Annotated in this window: 20 protein-coding genes and 1 pseudogene; 8 read left to right on the top strand and 13 right to left on the bottom strand. The window is 71.3% G+C overall.

The window, feature by feature from the left end:
* Nucleotides 1-16 precede the first annotated feature (16 nt).
* Nucleotides 17-313 (bottom strand): hypothetical protein, encoded by a 297-nt coding sequence (locus ACWC0C_RS13010; RefSeq protein WP_450863765.1) that lies wholly within the window; start codon nucleotides 311-313, stop codon nucleotides 17-19.
* 166 nt (nucleotides 314-479) lie between these two features.
* Here ACWC0C_RS13010 and ACWC0C_RS13005 point away from each other — a divergent pair, with 166 nt between their 5' ends.
* Nucleotides 480-1,052 (top strand): hypothetical protein, encoded by a 573-nt coding sequence (locus ACWC0C_RS13005; RefSeq protein ID WP_450863763.1) that lies wholly within the window; start codon nucleotides 480-482, stop codon nucleotides 1,050-1,052.
* Here ACWC0C_RS13005 and ACWC0C_RS13000 read toward each other — a convergent pair.
* From ACWC0C_RS13000 to ACWC0C_RS12980, 5 genes are all read right to left on the bottom strand, one after another.
* Nucleotides 1,049-2,059 (bottom strand): LLM class F420-dependent oxidoreductase, encoded by a 1,011-nt coding sequence (locus tag ACWC0C_RS13000; RefSeq protein ID WP_450863761.1) that lies wholly within the window; start codon nucleotides 2,057-2,059, stop codon nucleotides 1,049-1,051. The two genes, ACWC0C_RS13005 and ACWC0C_RS13000, sit on opposite strands and share 4 nt — an antisense overlap.
* Nucleotides 2,060-2,164: 105 nt before the next feature.
* Nucleotides 2,165-2,962 (bottom strand): hypothetical protein, encoded by a 798-nt coding sequence (locus ACWC0C_RS12995; protein ID WP_449201104.1) that lies wholly within the window; start codon nucleotides 2,960-2,962, stop codon nucleotides 2,165-2,167.
* 83 nt (nucleotides 2,963-3,045) lie between these two features.
* Nucleotides 3,046-3,969: an N-acetylmuramoyl-L-alanine amidase gene (locus tag ACWC0C_RS12990; protein WP_450863760.1), complete on the bottom strand. Its 924-nt coding sequence runs from the start codon at nucleotides 3,967-3,969 to the stop codon at nucleotides 3,046-3,048.
* A 22-nt stretch (nucleotides 3,970-3,991) separates the two neighbouring features.
* Nucleotides 3,992-4,642, bottom strand: coding sequence for a class I SAM-dependent methyltransferase (locus ACWC0C_RS12985; protein WP_450863758.1), 651 nt, complete (start codon nucleotides 4,640-4,642; stop codon nucleotides 3,992-3,994).
* A gap of 152 nt (nucleotides 4,643-4,794) precedes the next feature.
* Complete coding sequence (locus ACWC0C_RS12980) at nucleotides 4,795-6,540, bottom strand: MFS transporter (RefSeq protein WP_450863756.1); 1,746 nt, start codon at nucleotides 6,538-6,540, stop codon at nucleotides 4,795-4,797.
* A gap of 163 nt (nucleotides 6,541-6,703) precedes the next feature.
* On the opposite strand from ACWC0C_RS12980, the gene ACWC0C_RS12975 reads away from it, so the two are divergent.
* Both ACWC0C_RS12975 and ACWC0C_RS12970 read left to right on the top strand, forming a co-directional pair.
* Nucleotides 6,704-7,888, top strand: a complete 1,185-nt coding sequence (locus tag ACWC0C_RS12975) for a lipid-transfer protein (RefSeq protein ID WP_450863754.1) — start codon at nucleotides 6,704-6,706, stop codon at nucleotides 7,886-7,888.
* 72 nt (nucleotides 7,889-7,960) lie between these two features.
* A complete protein-coding gene (locus ACWC0C_RS12970; RefSeq protein WP_449201099.1) occupies nucleotides 7,961-9,379 on the top strand; it encodes an MFS transporter in 1,419 nt (472 codons plus the stop codon).
* A gap of 73 nt (nucleotides 9,380-9,452) precedes the next feature.
* On the opposite strand, the gene ACWC0C_RS12965 is transcribed toward ACWC0C_RS12970, so the two are convergent.
* Complete coding sequence (locus ACWC0C_RS12965; protein WP_450863752.1) at nucleotides 9,453-10,178, bottom strand: hypothetical protein; 726 nt, start codon at nucleotides 10,176-10,178, stop codon at nucleotides 9,453-9,455.
* Nucleotides 10,178-10,981 carry a hypothetical protein gene (locus tag ACWC0C_RS12960; protein ID WP_450863750.1) on the bottom strand — a complete coding sequence of 268 codons (804 nt, stop codon included), beginning with the start codon at nucleotides 10,979-10,981 and terminating at the stop codon, nucleotides 10,178-10,180. The genes ACWC0C_RS12965 and ACWC0C_RS12960 overlap by 1 nt, the downstream gene beginning before the upstream one ends.
* 70 nt (nucleotides 10,982-11,051) lie before the next feature.
* On the opposite strand from ACWC0C_RS12960, the gene ACWC0C_RS12955 reads away from it, so the two are divergent.
* Entirely contained in the window at nucleotides 11,052-11,264 is a 213-nt protein-coding gene (locus ACWC0C_RS12955; protein WP_450863748.1) for a hypothetical protein, read from the top strand.
* Nucleotides 11,265-11,588: 324 nt separating this feature from the next.
* Here ACWC0C_RS12955 and ACWC0C_RS12950 read toward each other — a convergent pair whose 3' ends face one another.
* A complete protein-coding gene (locus ACWC0C_RS12950) occupies nucleotides 11,589-12,230 on the bottom strand; it encodes a response regulator (protein WP_449200224.1) in 642 nt (213 codons plus the stop codon).
* Nucleotides 12,231-12,535: 305 nt separating this feature from the next.
* Here ACWC0C_RS12950 and ACWC0C_RS12945 point away from each other — a divergent pair, with 305 nt between their 5' ends.
* Nucleotides 12,536-14,104: an alpha-L-arabinofuranosidase B gene (locus ACWC0C_RS12945; RefSeq protein WP_450863746.1), complete on the top strand. Its 1,569-nt coding sequence runs from the start codon at nucleotides 12,536-12,538 to the stop codon at nucleotides 14,102-14,104.
* Here ACWC0C_RS12945 and ACWC0C_RS12940 read toward each other — a convergent pair.
* From ACWC0C_RS12940 to ACWC0C_RS12930, 3 genes and pseudogenes are all read right to left on the bottom strand, one after another.
* Entirely contained in the window at nucleotides 14,082-15,356 is a 1,275-nt protein-coding gene (locus ACWC0C_RS12940; RefSeq protein ID WP_450863744.1) for a histidine kinase, read from the bottom strand. The genes ACWC0C_RS12945 and ACWC0C_RS12940 overlap by 23 nt on opposite strands.
* A 17-nt stretch (nucleotides 15,357-15,373) precedes the next feature.
* Nucleotides 15,374-16,089: pseudogene (locus ACWC0C_RS12935) on the bottom strand (ABC transporter permease).
* The gene (locus ACWC0C_RS12930; RefSeq protein ID WP_450863742.1) at nucleotides 16,089-17,024 is read right to left on the bottom strand and encodes an ABC transporter ATP-binding protein; all 936 of its coding nucleotides are present in this window, start codon (nucleotides 17,022-17,024) and stop codon (nucleotides 16,089-16,091) included. The pseudogene ACWC0C_RS12935 and the gene ACWC0C_RS12930 overlap by 1 nt, the downstream one beginning before the upstream one ends.
* A 243-nt stretch (nucleotides 17,025-17,267) precedes the next feature.
* On the opposite strand from ACWC0C_RS12930, the gene ACWC0C_RS12925 reads away from it, so the two are divergent.
* Genes ACWC0C_RS12925 through ACWC0C_RS12915 form a run of 3 tightly spaced genes read left to right on the top strand, consistent with a single transcriptional unit; the run spans nucleotide 17,268 to nucleotide 20,189 of the window.
* Nucleotides 17,268-18,125, top strand: a complete 858-nt coding sequence (locus ACWC0C_RS12925; RefSeq protein WP_450863740.1) for a MaoC/PaaZ C-terminal domain-containing protein — start codon at nucleotides 17,268-17,270, stop codon at nucleotides 18,123-18,125.
* 31 nt (nucleotides 18,126-18,156) lie between these two features.
* Nucleotides 18,157-19,233, top strand: coding sequence for a Zn-dependent alcohol dehydrogenase (locus ACWC0C_RS12920; RefSeq protein ID WP_450863738.1), 1,077 nt, complete (start codon nucleotides 18,157-18,159; stop codon nucleotides 19,231-19,233).
* Nucleotides 19,234-19,247: 14 nt separating this feature from the next.
* A complete protein-coding gene (locus ACWC0C_RS12915) occupies nucleotides 19,248-20,189 on the top strand; it encodes a 3-oxoacyl-ACP reductase (RefSeq protein WP_450863737.1) in 942 nt (313 codons plus the stop codon).
* Nucleotides 20,190-20,253: 64 nt separating this feature from the next.
* Here the strand turns inward: ACWC0C_RS12915 and ACWC0C_RS12910 are convergent, their stop codons facing one another.
* Nucleotides 20,254-20,412: a hypothetical protein gene (locus ACWC0C_RS12910; protein WP_449200216.1), complete on the bottom strand. Its 159-nt coding sequence runs from the start codon at nucleotides 20,410-20,412 to the stop codon at nucleotides 20,254-20,256.
* Nucleotides 20,413-20,438: the final 26 nt, after the last annotated feature.

Genomic DNA, 20,438 nt, shown 5'->3' with positions numbered 1-20,438 from the left:
CCCTGGCCCGGGGTCTTCAGTACCGGTGCATGCGGTTGGCGATGGCGTGGCCCACGAACAGGTACACGACCGCCGCCAGGCCGTAATCGGCGACCACCCGGGCCCACTCCTGGTCGAAGGTGAAGATGCCCTGGGCCCAGCCCGCCAGCCAGGTCGCCGCGTCGTGGACGAACCGGACCGCGCCGTTGGAGCGGTTCGCGTCCAGCAGGAACAGCAGGATCCACAGGCCGATGATCAGCGCCATGACGTCGGCGACGGCTGCGATCACTCTCCCGGCCGGATTCGCGCCGTAGGAGAGATACCGAGGGATCATACCTGCCGGATTGCCGTGAAACGGACATTGAAACCCGAACGGTGTCCCTCGGGTGGCGTCCCCCGAGTGGCGGACCCGGCCGCCCTGGGCGAGCCTGCCGGAGGAAGCGAACCGCTCGGGGAGAACAGGTCCGGAGGACCCCGTGCCCGTACCCATACGGCGCCCCGTGCCCGTACCCATAGGGCGCCTCTTCGTGGCGCTCACGCTGTCCTGCGCCCTGCTGGCCGGTTCCGCCGCCTGCGGCAGCGGCGGGAAGACCAGTACGAAGGACTCCGCGGCGGCCCCGGCCGTGCCCGCCGCCGACACCCCCAGCCCGACCACCTCCGCGCAGCGGCACAAGTTCGCCAAGACCCGCTTCGTGGTGGACGCCGGTCTCGCGGCGGGTGCGACCTACCAGTGGATCGTGAAGCCCTGGAAGGCCGGCAAGTTCAAGAAGGGCGCCCATGGCCGCAAGTCGGCCCTGGTGAAGGCCGGCCTGGCCGGTGCCTTCACCTACAACCGGCTCAAGGCGGCCGTGCGCAACGCACAGGGCGATCCCACGCTGTCGAAGGCGCTCGCGCCGCTCAACTCCGCCATCGACGACCTGAAGAACCTGCCGTCCAAGCTCCGCAACGGCGACGACAGTGCGGTCAGCGCCTTCGACGACACCATCAGCAAGGTCAAGGGCGCGGGCGCGAGCGCGGGCGCCCCGGTCAAGGACCAGGTACCGTCCGCGTCCCAACTCGCCAAGGGAAGCTAGGAGTTCAGCTCCGCCAGCACTCTGAGGCTGTGCGGGTCCGGGGACAGGGCCAGCAGGTCCGTCACCGGGCCCGTGCGCCACAACCGCAGCCGCTCGGCGATGCGTTCACGCGGGCCGACCAGTGAGATCTCGTCGGCGAAGGCGTCCGGCACGGCCAGCACGGCCTCCTGCCTGCGGCCCTCCAGGAACAGCCGCTGAATCCTGCGCGCCGCCTCCTCGTACCCCATGCGGGCCATCAGCTCGGCGTGGAAGTTGCGGGCCGCGTGCCCCATCCCGCCGATGTAGAAGCCGAGCATGGCCTTCACCGGCAGCAGCCCCTCGGTCACGTCGTCGCACACCTTCACCCGGGCCATCGGAGCGACCATGAATCCCTCGGGCAACTCGTGCACCACGTCGCCGTACACCTCGGGCCGGCTCGGCGCCCAGTACAGCGGCAGCCAGCCGTCGGCGATCCGGACCGTCTGCGCCACGTTCTTCGGCCCCTCGGCGCCCAGCAGGACGGGGAGGTCGCCCCGCAGCGGATGCGTGATGGACCTCAGCGGCTTGCCGAGCCCCGTGCCGTCCGGCCCCCGGTAGGGGAGGGGATGGAACCGTCCGTCCACTGCCACCGGCGCCTTTCGCCGCAGCACCTGCCGTACGACGTCCACGTACTCCCGGGTCGCGGTCAGCGGCGAGCTCGGGAACGGGCGGCCGTACCAGCCCTCCACCACCTGCGGACCGGACAGGCCGAGCCCGAGCATCATCCGCCCGCCGGAGAGGTGGTCCAGGGTGAGCGCGTGCATCGCGGTGGTGGTCGGTGGGCGGGCCGCCATCTGGGCAACGGCCGTCCCCAGTCTGATCGTCGAGGTCCGCGCCGCGAGCCAGGTCAGCGGGGTGAAGGCGTCCGAGCCCCAGGACTCCGCCGTCCACACCGAGTGGTAGCCGAGCCGCTCCGCCTCCTGGACGAGCGGAACGTGACCGGCGTCCGGGCCGCGTCCCCAGTAACCGAGTGCGAGACCGAGCCGCATACCCCTGCCTCCTGACGGACCGTCAGATACCGACCGGGAGCCGACTGTACGACAACGGCCCCCCGCCCGGAAGGGAGAGGGGCCGCGTGCGGCGGTCTGCGGGGCTCAGCCGCGCTGGATGCCGGAGGTGTCCTGGAGCACGCCCCGGCGCCCGTCCTGGGTCTGCGCGACCAGCGTGGCACCGCGCTGCTCGACGGCCAGGTACCAGGTGCCCGGAGCCAGTTCGGCGATCGGGTTCGGCGAGCCGTCCTCCGGGAACAGCGGACGAGCCACCGGCACGGCGAACCAGAACGGCGAGAAGTCCGCCGGGGCCGCCGGCTGCGCCGCGGGAGCGCCCTGCGCGGCCGGCGGCTGCCCGAACGGCTGGCCCGGCTGCGGCTGGGCGCCGTACGGCTGCTGCGGCTGGGCACCCGGGTAGCCGTAACCACCGGGCGGCTGGGCGCCGTAGGGCTGCGGGGCGACCGGCTTGGGGGCCGGGAGCAACGCGACCTGGAGGGCGGGGACCTGGGGCGAGGCGATGGCGGCGCCCGCGAGGACGATGGAGGCGATGAAGCCGAGGATGAGACCGGCACCGGCGTCCACGCCGTCGGGCACGTCGATCAGCGTCCACAGCAGCGCCCAGGCGGCCAGGACCGGGAACGCGGCGCCGACCTGGCCGAGGTCGAGCCCGAGCACCTTGCGCGGCTGCGGCAGACAACGGTTGACGACGATGAGGACGGCACCGATGACCGCGCCCATGTAGATGCCCAGGCCCATGCCCAGGTCGTCCCACGCGTTCCGGCTCTGGCTGGTGCCGAAGCCGGAGATGGAGATGCTCTCGAAAGTGAGGAACGACGCGATGAACAGCACCACCGCTGCTCCGATCACCACGCCGTCGCCTCTAGTGAGGGAGCGGATATTCACTTCAAGTCCTTCGTAAGTCGTCTCGTCGTCGGTAGACACTACCGTCCGCAAGATCCGGCTGTCCGGCCGGTCTCGCCCGCCGGTCACGACTCGCGCAGGAAACTCACGATTCCCTCAGAGATCCCTTGCGCCGCGCGTTGCCGCCAGGCGCCGCTGGTCAGCAGTGCCGCGTCCTTGCTATCGCGCATGTTGCCGCACTCGATGAACACCTTGGGAACCGTTGACAGATTGAGACCGCCCAGGTCCGTACGTGTGACGAGACCGGTACCTTTGCCGAGGTAGTTGGACGGCGGCTCGCCGGTCTCGCGCAGGAAGGTTCCGGCGACGCGCGTACCGAGGTCGCGGGAGGGGCCGACGATCCCGCGGGTGTCGGCGGCACCGGCGTGCACGGACCCCGGCAGGATGACGTGGAAGCCGCGGTTGCCCTCGGCGGAGCCGTCGGCGTGGATGGAGATCGCCGCATCCGCGTGCGCCGCGTTCCCGATCCGGGCCCGCTCGTCCACACACGGCCCCCAGGCCGGACTGTCGCCGTCACGGGTCAGCTTGACCGTGGCACCCTGCTTCTCCAGCAGCGTGCGCAGCCGGTGGGCGACGTCGAGGGTGAACCGAGCCTCCGTGTAACCGGCGTTCGTGGACGTCCCCGTGGTGTCGCACTCCTTCCGGTTCGTGCCGATGTCCACCTGGCGGTTGATCTCGGCCGCGTGCTGGGAGTTGCCCGGGTTGTGCCCGGGGTCGATGACGACGACCTTCCCCTTCAGCGACCCGGACGCGGGCGCCGCGGGTGCCGTGGACGGCCGTTTGGCGTCGTCGGTGGGCGCGGCGGAGCTGCTCGACGCCGGGGGCGCCGCGGCCGTACGGTCCGCGCCGCCGCCCCCGCCGCCCACCGCCTCGTACACCACCCAGCCGAGCAGCGCGCCGGGCACCAGCGCGGCCAGCGCCACGGTCAGCGGGCCGCGCCGGGGCCGGCGGGGCTGCGGGGAATCGAACTCGGGGCCTACGTAGGACACGTCTGCGACTCTAACCGGGGCCTCAGATCCCCGCGCCCGTTCGCCGCAGGACACGCAGGGAGCCGCTCACCGAGACCTCCGTGAACGCCCCGGACCCGAGTGCCCGCAGGTACACCCGGTACGGCGCCTGCCCGGTGAACTCGTCCTCGGGCTCCGGGAAGACGTCGTGGATGACGAGCAGGCCCCCCTCGGCCACATGGGGCGCCCAGCCCTCGTAGTCGGCGGTGGCGTGCTCGTCGGTGTGGCCGCCGTCGACGAAGACGAGACCGAGCGGGGACTTCCAGAACGCGGCGATCTGCGGGGAGCGCCCGACGAACGCGACCACGTGCTCCTCCAGACCGGCCTTGTGGAGGGTGCGCCGGAACGTCGGCAGCGTGTCCATCAGCCCGATCTCCGGGTCGACGGTCTCCGGGTCGTGGTAGTCCCAGCCGGGCTGCTGCTCCTCACTGCCCCGGTGATGATCGACGGTCAACGCCGTCACCCCGGCCGCACGGGCCGCGTCGGCCAGCAGCACGGTGGACCGCCCGCAGTACGTCCCGACCTCCAGCAACGGCAGCCCCAGCCGCCCCGCCTCCACGGCAGCCGCATACAACGCCAGCCCCTCATCCACGGGCATAAACCCCTTGGCCGCCTCGAACGCGGCGAGGATCTCGGGCTTGGGGGCGGCGGTCATAGGGGGCCTCTCGGTCGTACGACTGTTCAGGGGCCCATGCTGCCGCACCCCCGGCCACTTATCGACAGGGGGTGCGTTTCATAGGGGCGCGGGGAACTGCGCGAATGGCCACGACGGCGAGTCGGCCGCCAGACGGCAGTACCCCCGAGCTCTTAGGCGCTCACAATCTCCCCAGGCAACGAAAGATCCAGCTCGACAGCCCGCTCCTCACCGGAATGCGTCGCAGCAGAGGCAAGCGGCCCATGGCCGGAGGCCTTCGCGGCAAGCACGTACGCCCCCTGCGCCGGCACGGCGAGCACATAACCGCCGCCCTCGTCGGAGACGGTCGCCCCCGCCTGCCGCCCCCGACGGTCGATCAGCGTCACCTTGGCCCGGGCAACCGGAGCACCATCGGCACCGAGGACCCGCCCCCGGAATCCACGCAGGGCCTCTTCGGCCCGCTCCAGCGAAGCGTCCTCCTCACTGCTGGCCCGCAGCTGGGTGTGCTGCTGACCCGGCCGGGAGGCCTTCGGCAGGAACAGCGCCAGCAGCAGCCCCACCGCCACCGCGCCCGTGGCGATCAGGAACGACACCCGGAACCCGTGCATGGTCGGGATCGCGACACCGCCCACGTTGTTCGCCGTGTTGGCCAGCACCATGCCGATGACGGCGCTCGACACCGACGTGCCGATGGACCGCATCAGCGTGTTCAGGCCGTTGGCCGCACCCGTCTCGGAGGCCGGGACCGCGCCGACGATCAGCGCGGGCAGGGAGGAGTAGGCGAGGCCGATGCCGGCGCCGAGGACCACGGAGGTGACGATCGTCTGCCAGGCCGCGTCCATCAGGCCGAGGCCGCCGCCGTAGCCGATCGCGATGATCAGCAGGCCGATGATGAGCGTGGCCTTCGGGCCGTACTTGGCGGACAGCCGGGCGTAGACCGGCGCGGTGAACATCATCGTCAGGCCCAGCGGGGCCACGCACAGGCCCGCGACGACCATGGACTGGCCGAGGCCGTAGCCGGTGGCCTTCGGCAGCTGGAGCAGCTGGGGCAGGACCAGCGAGACGACGTAGAACGAGACGCCGACCATGATCGACGCGAGGTTGGTGAAGAGGACGGCCGGGCGGGCGGTGGTGCGCAGGTCGACCAGGGGCGCCTGGACCCGCAGTTCGAACAGGCCCCACAGGACGAGGACCACGACCGACGCGGCGAACAGACCGAGCGTCGTACCCGAGGACCAGCCCCAGTCGCTGCCCTTGGTGATCGGCAACAGGAGCAGCACCAGACCGCCGGACAGGCCGATCGCGCCGGGCAGGTCGAAGGAGCCCTCCGCCCGCATCGGGGACTCGGGCACGACCAGGAGGGTCAGGACGATGGACAGCGCGCCGAGGCCGGCGGCGCCGTAGAACAGGGCGTGCCAGTTGGTGTGCTGGGCGACCAGGGCCGCGGCGGGCAGTGCGAGGCCGCCGCCGACGCCGATCGAGGAGCTCATCAGGGCCATGGCCGAGCCGAGCTTCTCGCGCGGGAGCATGTCGCGCATCAGGCCGATGCCGAGCGGGATCGCGCCCATGGCGAAGCCCTGGAGGGTACGGCCGACGATCATGGTGAGCAGCTGGCTGGTGAGCGCGCTGACCAGGGCGCCGACCACCATCACGCCGAGGCTGAGTATCAGCATCCGGCGCTTGCCGTAGAGGTCGCCGAGACGGCCCATGATCGGGGTGGCGACGGCGCCGGACAGGAGGGTCGAGGTGAGGACCCAGGTGGCGTTGGAGGGGGCGGTGTGCAGCAGCTGCGGCAGGTCCTTGATGACCGGCACGAGCAGGGTCTGCATCACCGCGACCACGATGCCGGCGAAGGCGAGCACCGGGACCACGGCGCCGCTCGCCCTCTGGGCCGGCTGGTCGGTCGTCGTGTGGGTCATGGAGTCGAGGCCTCCCCGTAGTGATAAGTGCTGGGTAAACCTCGTATGCACAGGCAACTATTCCGTTGCTTCGGGCCTCTAATGAATCCTTGACCGACTCATGGGTTTCTGATCTACCGTCAGGGGCTGGTGAGTTGATGGAACGCGTTCTAGTCTGCGCGCCATGAAGGCCTATGTCGCCGGGGTCGGGATGACGCGGTTCGAGAAGCCCGAGACCCGTTCATGGCAGTACTGGGACATGGTGCGGGAAGCGGGGAGCGCGGCGCTGGCGGACGCGGGTGTCGCATACGACGATGTGGAACAGGTTCCTGTCGGCTACTGTTTCCAGCCCTCGACCGCCGGCCAGCGCGCCGCCTACGAACTCGGCCTGACGGGCATCCCCGTCTACAACGTCAACAACAACTGCGCGACCGGCTCGACCGCGCTGATGCTCGCCCGGCAGCTCGTGGCGGGCGGCGCGGCCGACTGCGTACTGGCGCTGGGCTTCGAGAAGATGAAGAAGGGCGCGCTCGGCGGGGGAGCCGACGGCGACTTCGCCGTGTCCCCCGTCGCCCGGCACTACGGCGTCATGGCCGCCCGGCACGGCTTCGAGACGACCCCGCCCACCGCGCAGATCTTCGGCGCCGCGGCCCGCGAGCACATGGAGCGGTACGGCACGACCGAGGCCCAGCTCGCCGCGGTCGCCGCCAAGAACCACCGGCACTCCGCCCACAACCCCAACGCCCAGTTCCGGGACGTGTACGACGTGGCGGGCATCCTCGCCTCCCGCATGGTCCACCGGCCGCTGACCAAGCTCCAGTGCTCGCCGACCTCGGACGGCGCGGCGGCCGTGGTCGTGGTGTCGGAACGATTCGCTTCGCGGCGCGGGCTCACCGGCCTCGTGGAGATCGCCGGGCAGGCCATGGCCACCGACACCAAGGAGTCCTTCGCTTCCGGCTCCTGCATCGACGTCGTCGGGCAGCCCATGTCCCGCCGGGCGGCACGGCAGGCGTACGAGCGGGCTGGGCTCGGCATCGAGGACGTGGACGTCATCGAGCTGCACGACTGCTTCTCCGTCAACGAACTGCTGACGTACGAGGCGCTCGGCATGTGCGCGCCCGGGGAGTCCGGGAAGCTCGTCGAGTCGGGTGCGACGACGTACGGCGGACGTTGGGTGGTGAACCCCTCCGGCGGGCTCATCTCCAAGGGGCATCCCCTGGGCGCGACGGGCCTTGCCCAGACGGCCGAGCTGGTCTGGCAGCTGCGCGGCACGGCGGGGGAGCGGCAGGTGAAGGGGTCACGGGTGGGGCTCGCGCACAACATCGGGCTGGGCGGGGCGGCGGTCGTGACGGTGCTGCGCGGGGTCTAGGCCGTAGGGCCTAGAACCGGTGGTCCGAAATGCTGATGCAAGGACCGTAACCGGGTTGAGAACATGACATCCATGCTCGACGCCGCCGGCACCACTCCCCTCATATCCCGCCGTACGACCCCGCCCACCTGGCTGGTGGTGTCGCTGGCCTGCGCCGGCCAGTTCCTGGTCGTCCTCGACGTGTCGGTGGTCAACACCGCCCTGCCGTCCATGCGGACCGGCCTCGGCCTGACCGCGTCCGGACTGCAGTGGGTGGTGAACGCCTACGCCATCGCCTTCGCCGGGTTCATGCTGCTCGGCGGCCGGGCCGGCGACCTGTACGGGCGCAAGCGGATGTTCGTGGTCGGCCTCGGCCTGTTCACGCTGGCCTCGCTGGGCGGCGGCCTCGCCCAGGAGGGCTGGCAGCTGCTGCTGGCACGGGCCGTGCAGGGGCTCGGCGCGGCGGTGCTGGCCCCCTCGACGCTGACCCTGCTGACGTCCGCGGTGCCGGAGGGGGCGGCGCGGGCGCGCGCGATCGCCACCTGGACCGCGGTCGGTGCCGGTGGCGGGGCCGCGGGCGGACTGGTCGGCGGGGTGCTCGTGGACGTGCTGTCCTGGCGCTGGGTCCTGTTGATCAACGTGCCGGTGGGCGCGCTGGTGCTGGCCGGGTCGGTGGCCTGGCTCAGCGAGAGCCGGGCCGGCGACGGACGGCGCCTGGACCTGCCGGGCGCGCTGCTGGTCACGGCCGGCCTCGCCACCCTGGCCTACGGCATCTCGCAGACGGAGGCCGAGGGCTGGACGGCCCCGGCCACGCTGCTGCCGCTGCTGGCCGGGCTGCTGCTGATCGGCCTGTTCCTGCTGGTCGAGGCGCGTACGGCGGCCCCGCTGATGCCGCTCGGCCTGCTGCGGCTGCGCTCGGTCGCCTCGGCGAACGCGGCGATGTTCCTCTCCGGCTCGGCCATGTTCTGCATGTGGTACTTCATGACGCTCTACGCCCAGAACGTCCTCCGCTACACGCCGCTGGAAGCCGGCCTCGCCCTGGTGCCCAGCTCGCTCTCCGTGGTCATCGGCTCCAAGCTGGCGCCGCGGCTGATGCGGGTGGCCGGCGCGCGGACCGTGGCGACGCTGGGCACGCTGGTGGCCGCGACCGGCTTCGGCTGGCAGTCGACGATGAGCGCGCACGGGGCGTACGTCACCTCGATCATGATCCCGGGGATCCTGATGATGCTCGGGGCGGGCCTGGCGGCGACCCCGCTCGCCTCGCTGGCCACCTCGGGGGCGGCACCGGGCGAGGCCGGTGTGGTGTCGGGGCTGGTCAACACCTCGCGCACGATGGGCGGTTCGCTCGGGCTCGCCGTGATGTCGACCGTCGCCGCGGCCGGCACGGCCGGCGGCCACGGCCCCGAGGCGCTGACCGACGGCTACGCACTGGCCTTCCGCGCCGGTACGGCGGTGCTGCTGGGCGGGGCGGTGCTGATGGTGGTGTGGCTGCCGCGGAAGGTGGTCCGGTAACTCACGGCCATCCTGCTGCAGGCCCTCCCACCGGCGGCCGGTGTCGAAGCGGCCCCCTGGCCCACGGACCGCGCTAGGCGTTCCAGCGGGGCCGGCGCCGGGTGGGTGCCCCCGGGTGCGGTGGCGGTGGTGGTGTCGGCTGAGGCGGTGGCGGTGCCGGGTGGGGCGACAGCGGTGGCGGGTGAGGCGGGGGCGGGGTTGCCGGCCGGCTCCGCAGCAGCGGGATCGGCGCGTGCAGGTGCCAGACGCCGGGCAGGTCCAGCTTGCCCTGGCGTTCCGCCAGCGTGATCTGCTGAACGCTCAGACGCCCCTCCAGCACGCACTCGCCGCTGCGTACGGCGACCAGGTGGGCGTCGCGGACGACCGCGATCAGCCCGCTGATCCGGAAGACCAGCAGGAGCTCCACGTCCAGCGTGCCGATCTTGACGCCGTCCAGGAACACGTCGACGTAGGGGCGATGGGTGGATGTGACCTGATGGTTCGCGAGCGCGACGACCTCCTCGCTGCCCGGGGTCTCGCGGGTGCGCCGCGCGGCGGCGGTGAGGGCGGCGTGCTTTCGCCAGCCACCCGCGGCCACGTCGAAGAGGTCCTGGCCGAGGAAGGAGTCGATGGCGGTGGCCAGTTCGCGCTCGACGGCCTGGTCGGCCGCCGCCGTCAGGGGGCGGACTCCGTCCAGGAGCGCTCGGGCCGTTCCGCCGCCGTGCAGCGGGTCGACCAGGGCGTCGCCCGCGTCAGGCCCCTCCCGGCCGAGCAGGAAGGCCCTGACCGTGAAGGGTTCTGCCACGGGAGTCGCGGCCATCACGTCACCTCGTTCAGGCTCTGGTCGCCTGGATCCGCGTGGGGTTCGAGCCGTACGGTGCGGGTCGCCGGGCCGGTGTCGGCCTGCTTGCGGAGGTCGGCCGTCCCGACCCCGGGGCGCGGTTGCGTGCTGATGTGTTTCCGGACCCAGCGTGGACCGGGGTGCCGATGGTTGAGCAGGACGGACGCGGCGGCCAGGGCGAGCAGCGCGGCGGCGAACGCGGATGGTGCGACGACCCATGCGACGGGCGTCGAATGGGGCGTGGGGGCGGTCGTCGGCGCGGGTGTCGGCGTTCCTGTGCCGTTGGTTCCGCTGGTGTTCGGTCCCACACTCGTCACCGTGAACCCGGTCTCGGCGCTCGTGCCGGAGCCCGGTGTGCACGCGGCCCGTACGGTGTGTGTCGCTCGGGGAGCGCCCGCCGGGACCTGGAAGTCGGTTGCGAAGGTGCCGTCGCCCGCGACCGTGGTGACGGCGAGTGCGGTGTCGTTGTCGTCCCAGACCACGTCCACCTTCGAGCAGTTGAATCCGGAACCTGTTGCCGTGACCGCCGTCCCCGGCTCGCCCGCCGTGGGATTCAGCACCAGCACAGGGCGTCCCTCGTCGGCGGGCAGCACCGTGAACGTCGCCTCGGCGTGCACGTTTCTGTGGTGGGCGCAGGTTGCCGCCATGGGGTAGCCGCCCGGAGCGGCGTCGGCGGAGACGTTGAGGCCCGTGTCGAACGTGCCCGTGCCGGGGGCGACGGGGATCCTGGCGTGGACCTGGCCGTTCGTGGAGAGTTCAACCGTGTCCGGCTTCCCGCTCACGACGCAGTCCTCGAAACCGGCGCCGTGGACATGCAGGGAGGTGCCGGGCCGGCCCTGGGAGGGGTCCAGTGTGATCGACGGATGGTGCGCGGGCGTTGTCACACCCCCACTGTCGCTGGTCGTCACCGTGAACGTTCCGGTGCCGATGACCAAGGTGCTGCCGATGTCGCAGGCCGCCGCCACGCTGTGGGGGACGGCAGCGGGCGTGCTCGTATCGGGAGGGGAGCTGTCGGGACCGCTCGAGTCGGGGGTGATCACGACGCAGCTCTCGAAACCGACGTGAACACCGGTTCCCGACGGCCCCTGGGCAGGGCTGAGGGTGATCGAGACGTCTTCCTGGGTCGCGGCCGGCGCCGAGAACGCCGTCGGAGCCCACGCGATCGCGAGGCTCGCAAGCACCGCGATCAACGAGCGCGGAAGGAATCGCACGGCGGACGACATGAGCCGGGGCGAAGCTGGGGAGGGGACGAAGGGGCGGTACGGCACGAGGAGTGGCCTGGCCCGTCAGCTGCCGCTGCTGCCATTCTCCTCCGGCACACCACTGCTCGCTCGTCGTCGGGGCGACGGTCAGGGCGCCTCGTGGACTCTCCGTGGACTCAAGGCCCGCTCAAAGCCACCCCTGCTGCCGGGCCTCCCGTACCGCCTCCGCCCGGTTGCGGGTGCCTGTCTTGCCGATGGCCGAGGACAGGTAGTTGCGGACGGTGGACTCGGACAGGTGCAGCCTGCCGGCGATGTCGGCGACCGTCGCCCCGTCCACCGACGCCTTCAGCACATCGCACTCACGGGCGGTCAGCGGGCTGGGTCCGGCGCTGAGCGCGGCGGCGGCCAGCGCCGGATCGACGACGGTCTCCCCGGTGAGCACGCGCCGGATCGCCGCGGCCAGCTCCTCCACGGGCCCGTCCTTGACGAGGAACCCGGCCGCCCCGGCCTCCATGGCCCGGCGCAGATAGCCGGGCCGGCCGAAGGTGGTGAGGATCAGCACCCGGCAGTCGGGCGCCTGTTCGCGCAGCTCGGCCGCCGCGTCCAGCCCGCTGGTGCCCGGCAGTTCGATGTCCAGCAGGGCCACGTCCGGCCGGTGGGTGAGCACGGCGTCCACGATCGCGTCGCCCGACGCCAGCTGGGACACCACCTCGATGTCCTCCTCCATGCCGAGCAGCAGCGCGAGCGCACCCCGCATCATGCCCTGGTCCTCGGCGAGCAGCACCCGAATGCACTTGGCGGGCCGATGGTCCCGGGGCATCTCGTTCATGGGGCCAGGTTACGGCCGGAAACCGGGCCCACCGCCGTGCACGCCGGGATCGCCCGAAGAGACGGATTTCTTCCGCCCGTTGCACACGGCGGCTCCGGCAGCTCCCGATTAAAGACTCCCTCTTTTCCGGCGCCGCAGGGGTTGACGGTCCCGGTTGGTGCCCAAACAATCGCCTCTGCATTTCCAGGAATCCCCGGTAATTCCGCAATCAGAGGGGTTCGGTATTTCGGTCGAACATCGTTCGAGATATCGAACATCTCGCATCTCCGTCCCGCACCGCCCTACGACGAAACCGAGGTGCCACCGTGCTCCTGAGATCCCCCCACATACGGCCCCGCCGCCTGAGAAGCGCCGCCCTGTCCGTCCTCGCCGTCTGCGCCACCCTCGCCGCGCTGCTGCTCGGCGTCGGCGCGCCCGAGGCCGCCGCCGCGAGTTCGCTGCCCTGTGACGTCTACGCCGCCGCGGGCACCCCCTGCGTCGCCGCGCACAGCCTGGCCCGGGCGCTGTACTCCTCGTACAACGGCTCGCTCTACCAGGTGCGGCGGGCCTCGGACGGCGCCACGAAGGACATCGGGCTGCTGGCCGCCGGCGGGTACGCCAACGCGGCCGCCCAGGACTCCTTCTGTTCCGGCACGACCTGCATCATCACCAAGATCTACGACCAGTCCTCGCGCCACAACGACCTCACGATCGAGGGCGCGGGCGGCGCCGGGGCGGCCGATGTCGGGGCGCCCGCCGACGCGCTGCCGGTGACCGTCGGCGGCCACCAGGTCTACGGCCTGGAGATCTCCGCCGGCATGGGCTACCGGGACAACTCCACCTCCGGCGTCGCCACCAACGGCGCCGCCGAGGGGATGTACATGGTGACCTCCGGCACCCACGTCAACAACCGCTGCTGCTTCGACTACGGCAACGCCGAGACCAACAACAAGGACACCGGCAACGGGCACATGGACGCCATCAACTTCGGCACCGAGTGCTGGTTCTCGCCCTGCTACGGCCAGGGCCCCTGGGTGCAGGCCGACCTGGAGAACGGGCTGTTCCAATCCGACGCCGGATACAGCAAGAACACCTCCAACACCGGCACCGGAGCCCTGCCGTTCGTGACCGCGCTGCTCAAGAACAACGGGCAGAACCATTTCGCGCTCAAATGGGGGAATGCGCAATCCGGTGGGCTGACCACCACCTATTCCGGAGGTGAGCCGACCACCAGTGGCTACTCGCCCATGCATCAGGAGGGCGCGATCGTCCTCGGCACCGGCGGCGACAACAGCAACGGCTCCATCGGCTCCTTCTTCGAGGGCGTCATGACCTCCGGCATCCCGACGGACGCCGCCGACGACGCCGTCCAGGCCAACATCGTCTCCGTCGGCTACGGCGGCGCGACCGGCAGCACCGGCACGCTCAGCCCCGGCTCGGAGATCTCGCTGCGCGCCACCACCTCCTGCTGCACCAGCGACTACGTCCGCCACCAGAACAACGCCGGCGTCATCTCCTCCATCACCTCCAGCAGTTCCGGCCTGGACAAGAGCGACGCCACCTGGATCGTTCGCAGGGGACTCGCGAGCAGTTCCTGCGTCTCCTTCGAGTCACGCAACTACCCCGGCGACTACCTGCGCCACTACAACTACAAGCTCTACCGGCAGCCCATGGACGGCACCGCCCAGTTCCGGGCCGACGCCACCTTCTGCCCACAGACCGGCAAGAGCGGCACCGGCACCTCGTTCGCCTCCTACAACTACCCGACGAGATACCTGCGCCACTACAACTACAACCTGTACATAGCGAGCGACGGCGGGTCCAACGACTTCGACAGCACCACGTCCTGGACCGACGACGTCAGCTGGGCGGTCAGCTCGCCCTGGGCGCCGTAGCCACCGCGTCCGCGAACTCCGCCGAACCCACCGGGAGTTCGGCGCTCACCGTGAAACCGCCGCGCGGCGACGGGCCGGCCGTCAGTGAGCCGCCCGCCGCCGCGAGGCGCTCGGTCAGCCCCTTCAGCCCGGTGCCGCCGATACCCTGCTGGGGCCGGCTGACCGGCGTACCACTGCCGTTGTCGGTGACGGTGAGCCGCGCCTGCTCGGTGCCGCTCTCGACGGTGATCTCACAGCGGCTGGCATCGCTGTGCCGGACCACGTTGGTGACCGCCTCGCGCACCACCCAGCCGAGCAGCGCCTCGGCCTGCGGTTCGAGTGGTGTACCGGACTGCCGTACCACCGGCTCCACGCTCGCCGCCGACAGCGCCGAGCGGGCCCGGGTCAGCTCGGTGGCCAGGCTGCCCTCCCGGTAGCCGGTCACCGCCTCGCGGATCTCGGTGAGTGCCTGCCGGCCCACCGACTCGATGTCGGTGATCTGGCCCAGCGCCGCGTCCATGTCGCGCGGGGCCAGCCGCCGGGCCGCCTCCGACTTCACCACGATCACCGACAGCGTGTGCCCGAGCAGGTCGTGCAGATCCCGCGAGAAGCGCAGCCGTTCCTTCTCCACCGCGCGCCGCGCCAGTTCCTCGCGGGCGGCGCGCAGTTCCCGTACGGCCTCGGACAGACCGAGGATCGCGGCGGTCACCATGCTGGAGAGGAAGGTGGCGTAGCCGATGTTCGTCGCGTCACTCCAGTCGCCGCGGATGCCGGAGACGGCCGCCGCGTACAGCGCGAGCAGCACGCCGGTACGGCCCAGCCAGGGGCCGCGCAGGGTGGCGCCGGTCGCGAGGCCCAGCAGCGGGAAGAACATCAGCCAGTTGCCGCCGTACCCGACGGCCAGGCCTGTGGTCAGCAGGCCCATCAGCACCAGGGCCACCCGAGTGGAGACGGCCTCGCGCTTGGCCCGGTCGAAGGAGCGGAAGGTGACGTAGACGTAGAGGGAGTTGAAGGTGAGCAGGCCCAGGCCGCCGATCCACGGGTTCGGGGTCTTGCCCTGCAGCAGGTTGGAGAAGGACCCCATTCCCATCAGCAGCCACGGCAGCAGCGAGAAACCGGTGGGCGGCGGGCCCGGATGGTCGACGTCCGGGTTCTTGCCCTGCTGCCGGGCGGCCCGTTGCGCGGCCCTGAAGCGGTCCAGGTCGGCCCGCCACCGGCGCCGCTCGGTCTGCAGGGCCTGTATATGGCACTGAATTCCCTGCATCAACGTCATGTCTGTGTTTCCCCCGGTCAGATGGTCCCCGCGCGACGGCGGTACGACAGCACAGCGTACGAACCGAACAGAATGAGCCAGGCCGTCAGCACGATGATGGCACCGGGACCCGGCGGGTGCCCTCCGTGACGGAGGTGCCCAGCTGGGCGAACCGATGGGTGGGGGTGTACGCCGCCAGGGCCCGCAGCCAGCCGGGAAAGAGGCTGATCGGGAACCACAGGCCGCCGAGCACCGCGAGCCCCAGATTGCACACCATGTTGACCACCCCGGTGGAGGGCCCGGTCAGCCGGTAGCCGTTGCCGAGGCCGAGCAGGGTGAACGGGATCGAGCCGAGCCACAGCAGCAGCGCGATCGCCGCCCAGTGGCCGGCCGCCAGCCGTACGCCGTTGACCAGTCCGCCCGCCGCCAGTACCGCGACGATCGAGGGCAGTACGGTCACCACGCCGGTCAGGGCCCGGCCGGTTACCACCTCGCGTGGGGTCATGGGGGTCACGCGCAGTTGGCGCAGCCAGCCGGTCGCACGGTCCTCGGCGACGGCACCTCCGGTGTTCAGCGCCGAGCCGACGGCGCCGTAGGCCGCCATGCCGACCATGGCTGTGGTTTTCCAACTCCCGTCGGTCTCGCCGAGGTTGGTGAACAGGAGGTACATCATGACGGGCATGGCTATGCCGCCGATGACGAAGCCGGTGTCCCGTAGGGTGCGGAGAGTTTCCAGGCGGATGTAGGCGAGCATCAGACGGTTGTCCTTTGGGTGATTGCCAGGAAAGCGTCGTCCAGTGAAGCCGGAGACACCTCCAGGTTCCTGATTGCCCCCAGCTCGGCCAGAGCCATCACCGTCGTGTCCGAGTCGTCGGTGCGCAGGCGGGCCCGGTCGCCCTGTACCTCCACCGAGCGGACCCCGGGCAGCATGCCGAGGGACTCCGGATCCCGACTCGCCAGGTCCACGCACACCAGGTTTCCGCCCGCCGCGCGCCGCAGCTCTTCTCCCGTGCCGTCGGCGACGATCCGGCCCCGGTCGATGACCACGATCCGGTCGGCGTGGGCGTCCGCCTCCTCCAGGTAGTGCGTGGAGAAGAGCACGGTGTGGCCCTGCCGGGCGTACGTACGCATCGACTCCCAGAAGGCGCGCCGGGCCTCCACGTCCAGCGCCGCCGTCGGCTCGTCCAGTACCAGCAGGGCAGGGTCTCCGGCCAGCGCGACGGCGAACCGGACCCTCCCCCGCTCTCGGCTTCGCTCGAGCGGGGGGACCCCCACGACCTGCCCGCCGGACAGCCGGTCCACCCGGCGGCCGGCCAGGTCGGTGATCCCGGCCAGCTCCAGCGCCCGCGCGACCGGCATCGGCGCCGGATAGCGGGAGGCCACGAAGGTGACCAGCTCGCCCACGGTGACCCGGGGCACCGGGCGCGCGTCCTGCAGCATCGCGCCCACCCGCCCCGCGCGCACCGACCGCTCGGGCGCCGCGCCGAAGAGTTCCACGGCGCCCGCGTCGGGCTCGTACAGCCCGAGCAGCAGCCCGATCGTGGTGGACTTGCCGGCGCCGTTGCGGCCCAGCAGGGCCACGGTCTCCCCACGGCCGATCTCCAGGTCGACACCGTCCACGGCGCGCACGGCGCCGTATGTCTTGACCGCCCCCGTGAAGGACACGGCGGTGTTCTCCGTCTGTGTCATGCCTACGACGCTAGAAAACGCGGTCCCGCCCCGGCAGATGCGCATGTACGGACTCGGGCAGTACAAATGTCACCGCCCCGGCGGAGCTGACACAGCGTCAGGAGCCTTCACAACTCCGGAGCGCTGGGCTATACAGAGGGCGCCGGACTGGAACGCGTTCTAGATCGGCCCGTAGCGACCTCGGTGCGGCCGACGGTGCGGACGTCCGCGCCGGGGTCTTGAACCGCCAGTGTCAGGAGCCGTATGCCCATCGACGCAGCGAAAGCCCTCGCGGCCGAACCCCGGACCGGTGAGATCTCCTGGACCACCAAGGACGTCCAGCTCTACCACCTCGGTGTCGGCGCCGGTATCCCCGCCACCGACCCCGACGAGCTGCGCTACACCCTGGAGTCCCGGCTGCACGTCCTGCCGAGCTTCGCCACCGTCGCGGGCTCCGGCGCACCCGGCGTGATCAGCGGGCTGTCCATGCCCGGCGTGGAGGTCGAGCTAGCCAAGGTGCTGCACGGCGGGCAGACACTGGAGGTCCACCGCCCCATCCCGGCCGAGGGGACCGCGACCGCGACCAACCGGCTCGCCGCCGTCTACGACAAGGGCAAGGCCGCCATCCTGGTCCTGCGCACCGAGGTCGCCGACGCCGACGGCCCGCTGTGGACCAACGACGCCCAGATCTTCGTACGGGGCGAAGGCGGGTGGGGCGGCGACCGGGGCCCCTCCACCCGACTGGAACCGCCCGTCGGCGAACCCGACCGGACCGTCGAGCGCCCGATCCGCGAGGACCAGGCCCTCCTCTACCGGCTCTCCGGCGACTGGAACCCGCTGCACGCCGACCCCGAGTTCGCCAAGCTCGCCGGGTTCGACAGGCCGATCCTGCACGGGCTGTGCACCTACGGCATCACCCTCAAGGCCGTCGTGGACACGCTGCTCGGCGGTGATGTCACCCGGGTCCGCGCCTACAGCACGCGGTTCGCCGGGGTGGTGTTCCCGGGCGAGACCCTGCGCATCCGCATGTGGCGGGAGGAGGGCCGGGTGCGGGTTGCGGTCGGTGCGGTCGAGCGGGGCGACGCGCCGGTTCTCGCGGACACCATCGTCCAACACTCCTGAGCCAACCCACTGTCGAGGGGAGAGCCGCACCATGCGCGCAGCCGTACTGCACGAGATCGGCCAGGAAAAGCTGGAGGTCCTCGACGACGTCGAGGCGGTGGGCTTCGGGCCCGGCAGGGTCAGGGTGCGGCTGCGGGCCGCCGGGCTGTGCCACTCGGACCTGTCCGCGATGAACGGGGTGCTGCCGCAGCCCGCGCCGTTCGTGCCGGGCCACGAGGGTGCGGGCGAGGTCCTCGAAGTCGGGGACGCGGTGCGGAACGTGAAGCCCGGGGACCGGGTCGTCATCTGCTGGCTGCCCGCCTGCGGTGCCTGTCCGGCCTGCAAGCGCGGCCAGACCGAGCTGTGCCTGGCCGGGTTCATGAACGCCGGCACCCCGAACTTCAAGCGCCCCGGCGGTGATGTCTTCGGCTTCGCCGGCACCGGCACCTTCGCCGAGGAGGTCGTGGTCGACGCCGGCTGCGCGGTGCCCATCCCGCAGGACGTGCCCTTCGACATCGCCGCGCTGATCGGCTGCGGGGTCACCACCGGTCTCGGCGCCGCCCTCAACACCGCCGATCTGGAGGCCGGTTCGTCGGTCGCCGTCATCGGGTGCGGGGGCGTCGGTATCGCCGCCGTACAGGGCGCGCGGCTGAAGGGTGCCGCCGAGATCGTCGCCGTCGATCCGGTGGCCTCCCGGCGCGAGTCCGCCCTCAGGTTCGGCGCCACGAAGGCCGTTTCACCCGAGGAGCTGGCCGACGCCAAGCAGCAGGTCACCGGCGGGGAGGGCTTCGACTACGTCTTCGAGGTCGTCGGCAGGTCGGCCACCGCCCGCACCGCCTACGAGAACACCCGGCGAGGCGGCACCCTCGTCGTGGTCGGCGCCGGTGCCATGGACGACTTCCTGCGGCTCAACATGTTCGAGCTGTTCTTCGACGAGAAGCGCATCCTGCCCTCCATGTACGGCGGCGGCGACGTGCTGCGCTCCTACGAGCGTGCGATCGCCCTGTGGCGGGCCGGCCGCATCGACCTGGCGGGCCTGATCACCCACCGGGTCCAACTGGCGGAGATCAACGAGGCACTGGACCAGATGCGTACCGGGACGGCCCTGCGTACGTGCGTCGAGATCTGAGGACGGGGACGGGCATGGCACTGCCACTTCAGGGGCTGTCCGCCGTCGTCACCGGTGCCGGGCGCGGGCTCGGCCGGGCCGAGGCCCTGGAACTCGGGCGGCTCGGCGCGGCCGTCGTCGTCAACGACTACGGGCGGCCTGGCAGGGACGGCTCGGGGGAGGCCTCGGCGGGCCCGGCCGAAGAGGTCGCCGCCGAGATACGTGACCAGGGCGGCCGAGCCGTCGCCCACACCGGGGACGTCGCCGACTTCCGACAGGCCGGTGAGCTGGTCGAGTTGGCGATCGGCGAGTTCGGCAAGCTGGACATCCTGGTCAACAACGCGGGCATCCTGCGCGACCGCATGGTCTTCTCGATGACCGAGGACGAGTGGGACTCGGTGATCCGCGTCCACCTCAAGGGCCACTTCAACACCACCCGCTTCGCCGCCGCGCACTGGCGGGAGCGGTCCAAGGCGGCCGGGGGAGCGAAGGTCTACGGGCGGATCGTGAACACCTCCTCGGAGGCGTTCCTCGCCGGTTCCGCCGGACAGCCCAACTACGCCGCCGCGAAAGGCGGCATCGTCGGCCTGACCACCTCCACCGCCCTCGCCCTCGCCAGGTACGGCGTCACGGCCAACGCGATCTGCCCGCGCGCCCGGACCCGGATGACCGAGGACGTCTTCGCCGGCTTCGAGCGGCCGGAGGAGGGCCTGGACCCGCTGGCCCCCGAGCATGTCGCCCCGCTCGTCGGCTATCTGGCGGCACCGGCCGCCGCCGGGATCAACGGCCAGCTGCTCGTCGTACACGGCGGCATGGTCGCGATCGTGGAACGGCCGCGGGTGCAGGCGAAGTTCGACAGCAAACAGGAGACGTTCACGTACGACGAACTCGATGCGTTGCTCACCCCGCACTACGCGGACCGGCCGGCGGCGGAGACCTTTGCGGCGGCGGAGGTGCTGGGGCTCAAGCGAGGCTGAGGAAAGGCGCCGTACGAGAAAGAGGGGGCACCCGGCGGGTGCCCCCTCTTTCTTCTCGTAACCGTCAGGCAGCCATTTCGGCCGTCTCCTGGGCCGGCTTGCGGTGCCGGCCGTGCGGAGTCGTGTCACTCTCCTGGGCCGCGACCGCGCCCCGGTGCCGGCCGTGGCCGGCCATCTCCTGAGAGTCGGCAGACAGCTGCTCCGTCGTGCTGGTGTCGCTCATCGGACGTATTCACCCCGTCAACATGA

The organism is Streptomyces sp. NPDC001709, assembly GCF_053596375.1.
The sequence above is the reverse complement of the archived record's forward strand: the minus strand, read 5'-3'. Positions and strand labels throughout refer to the sequence as shown.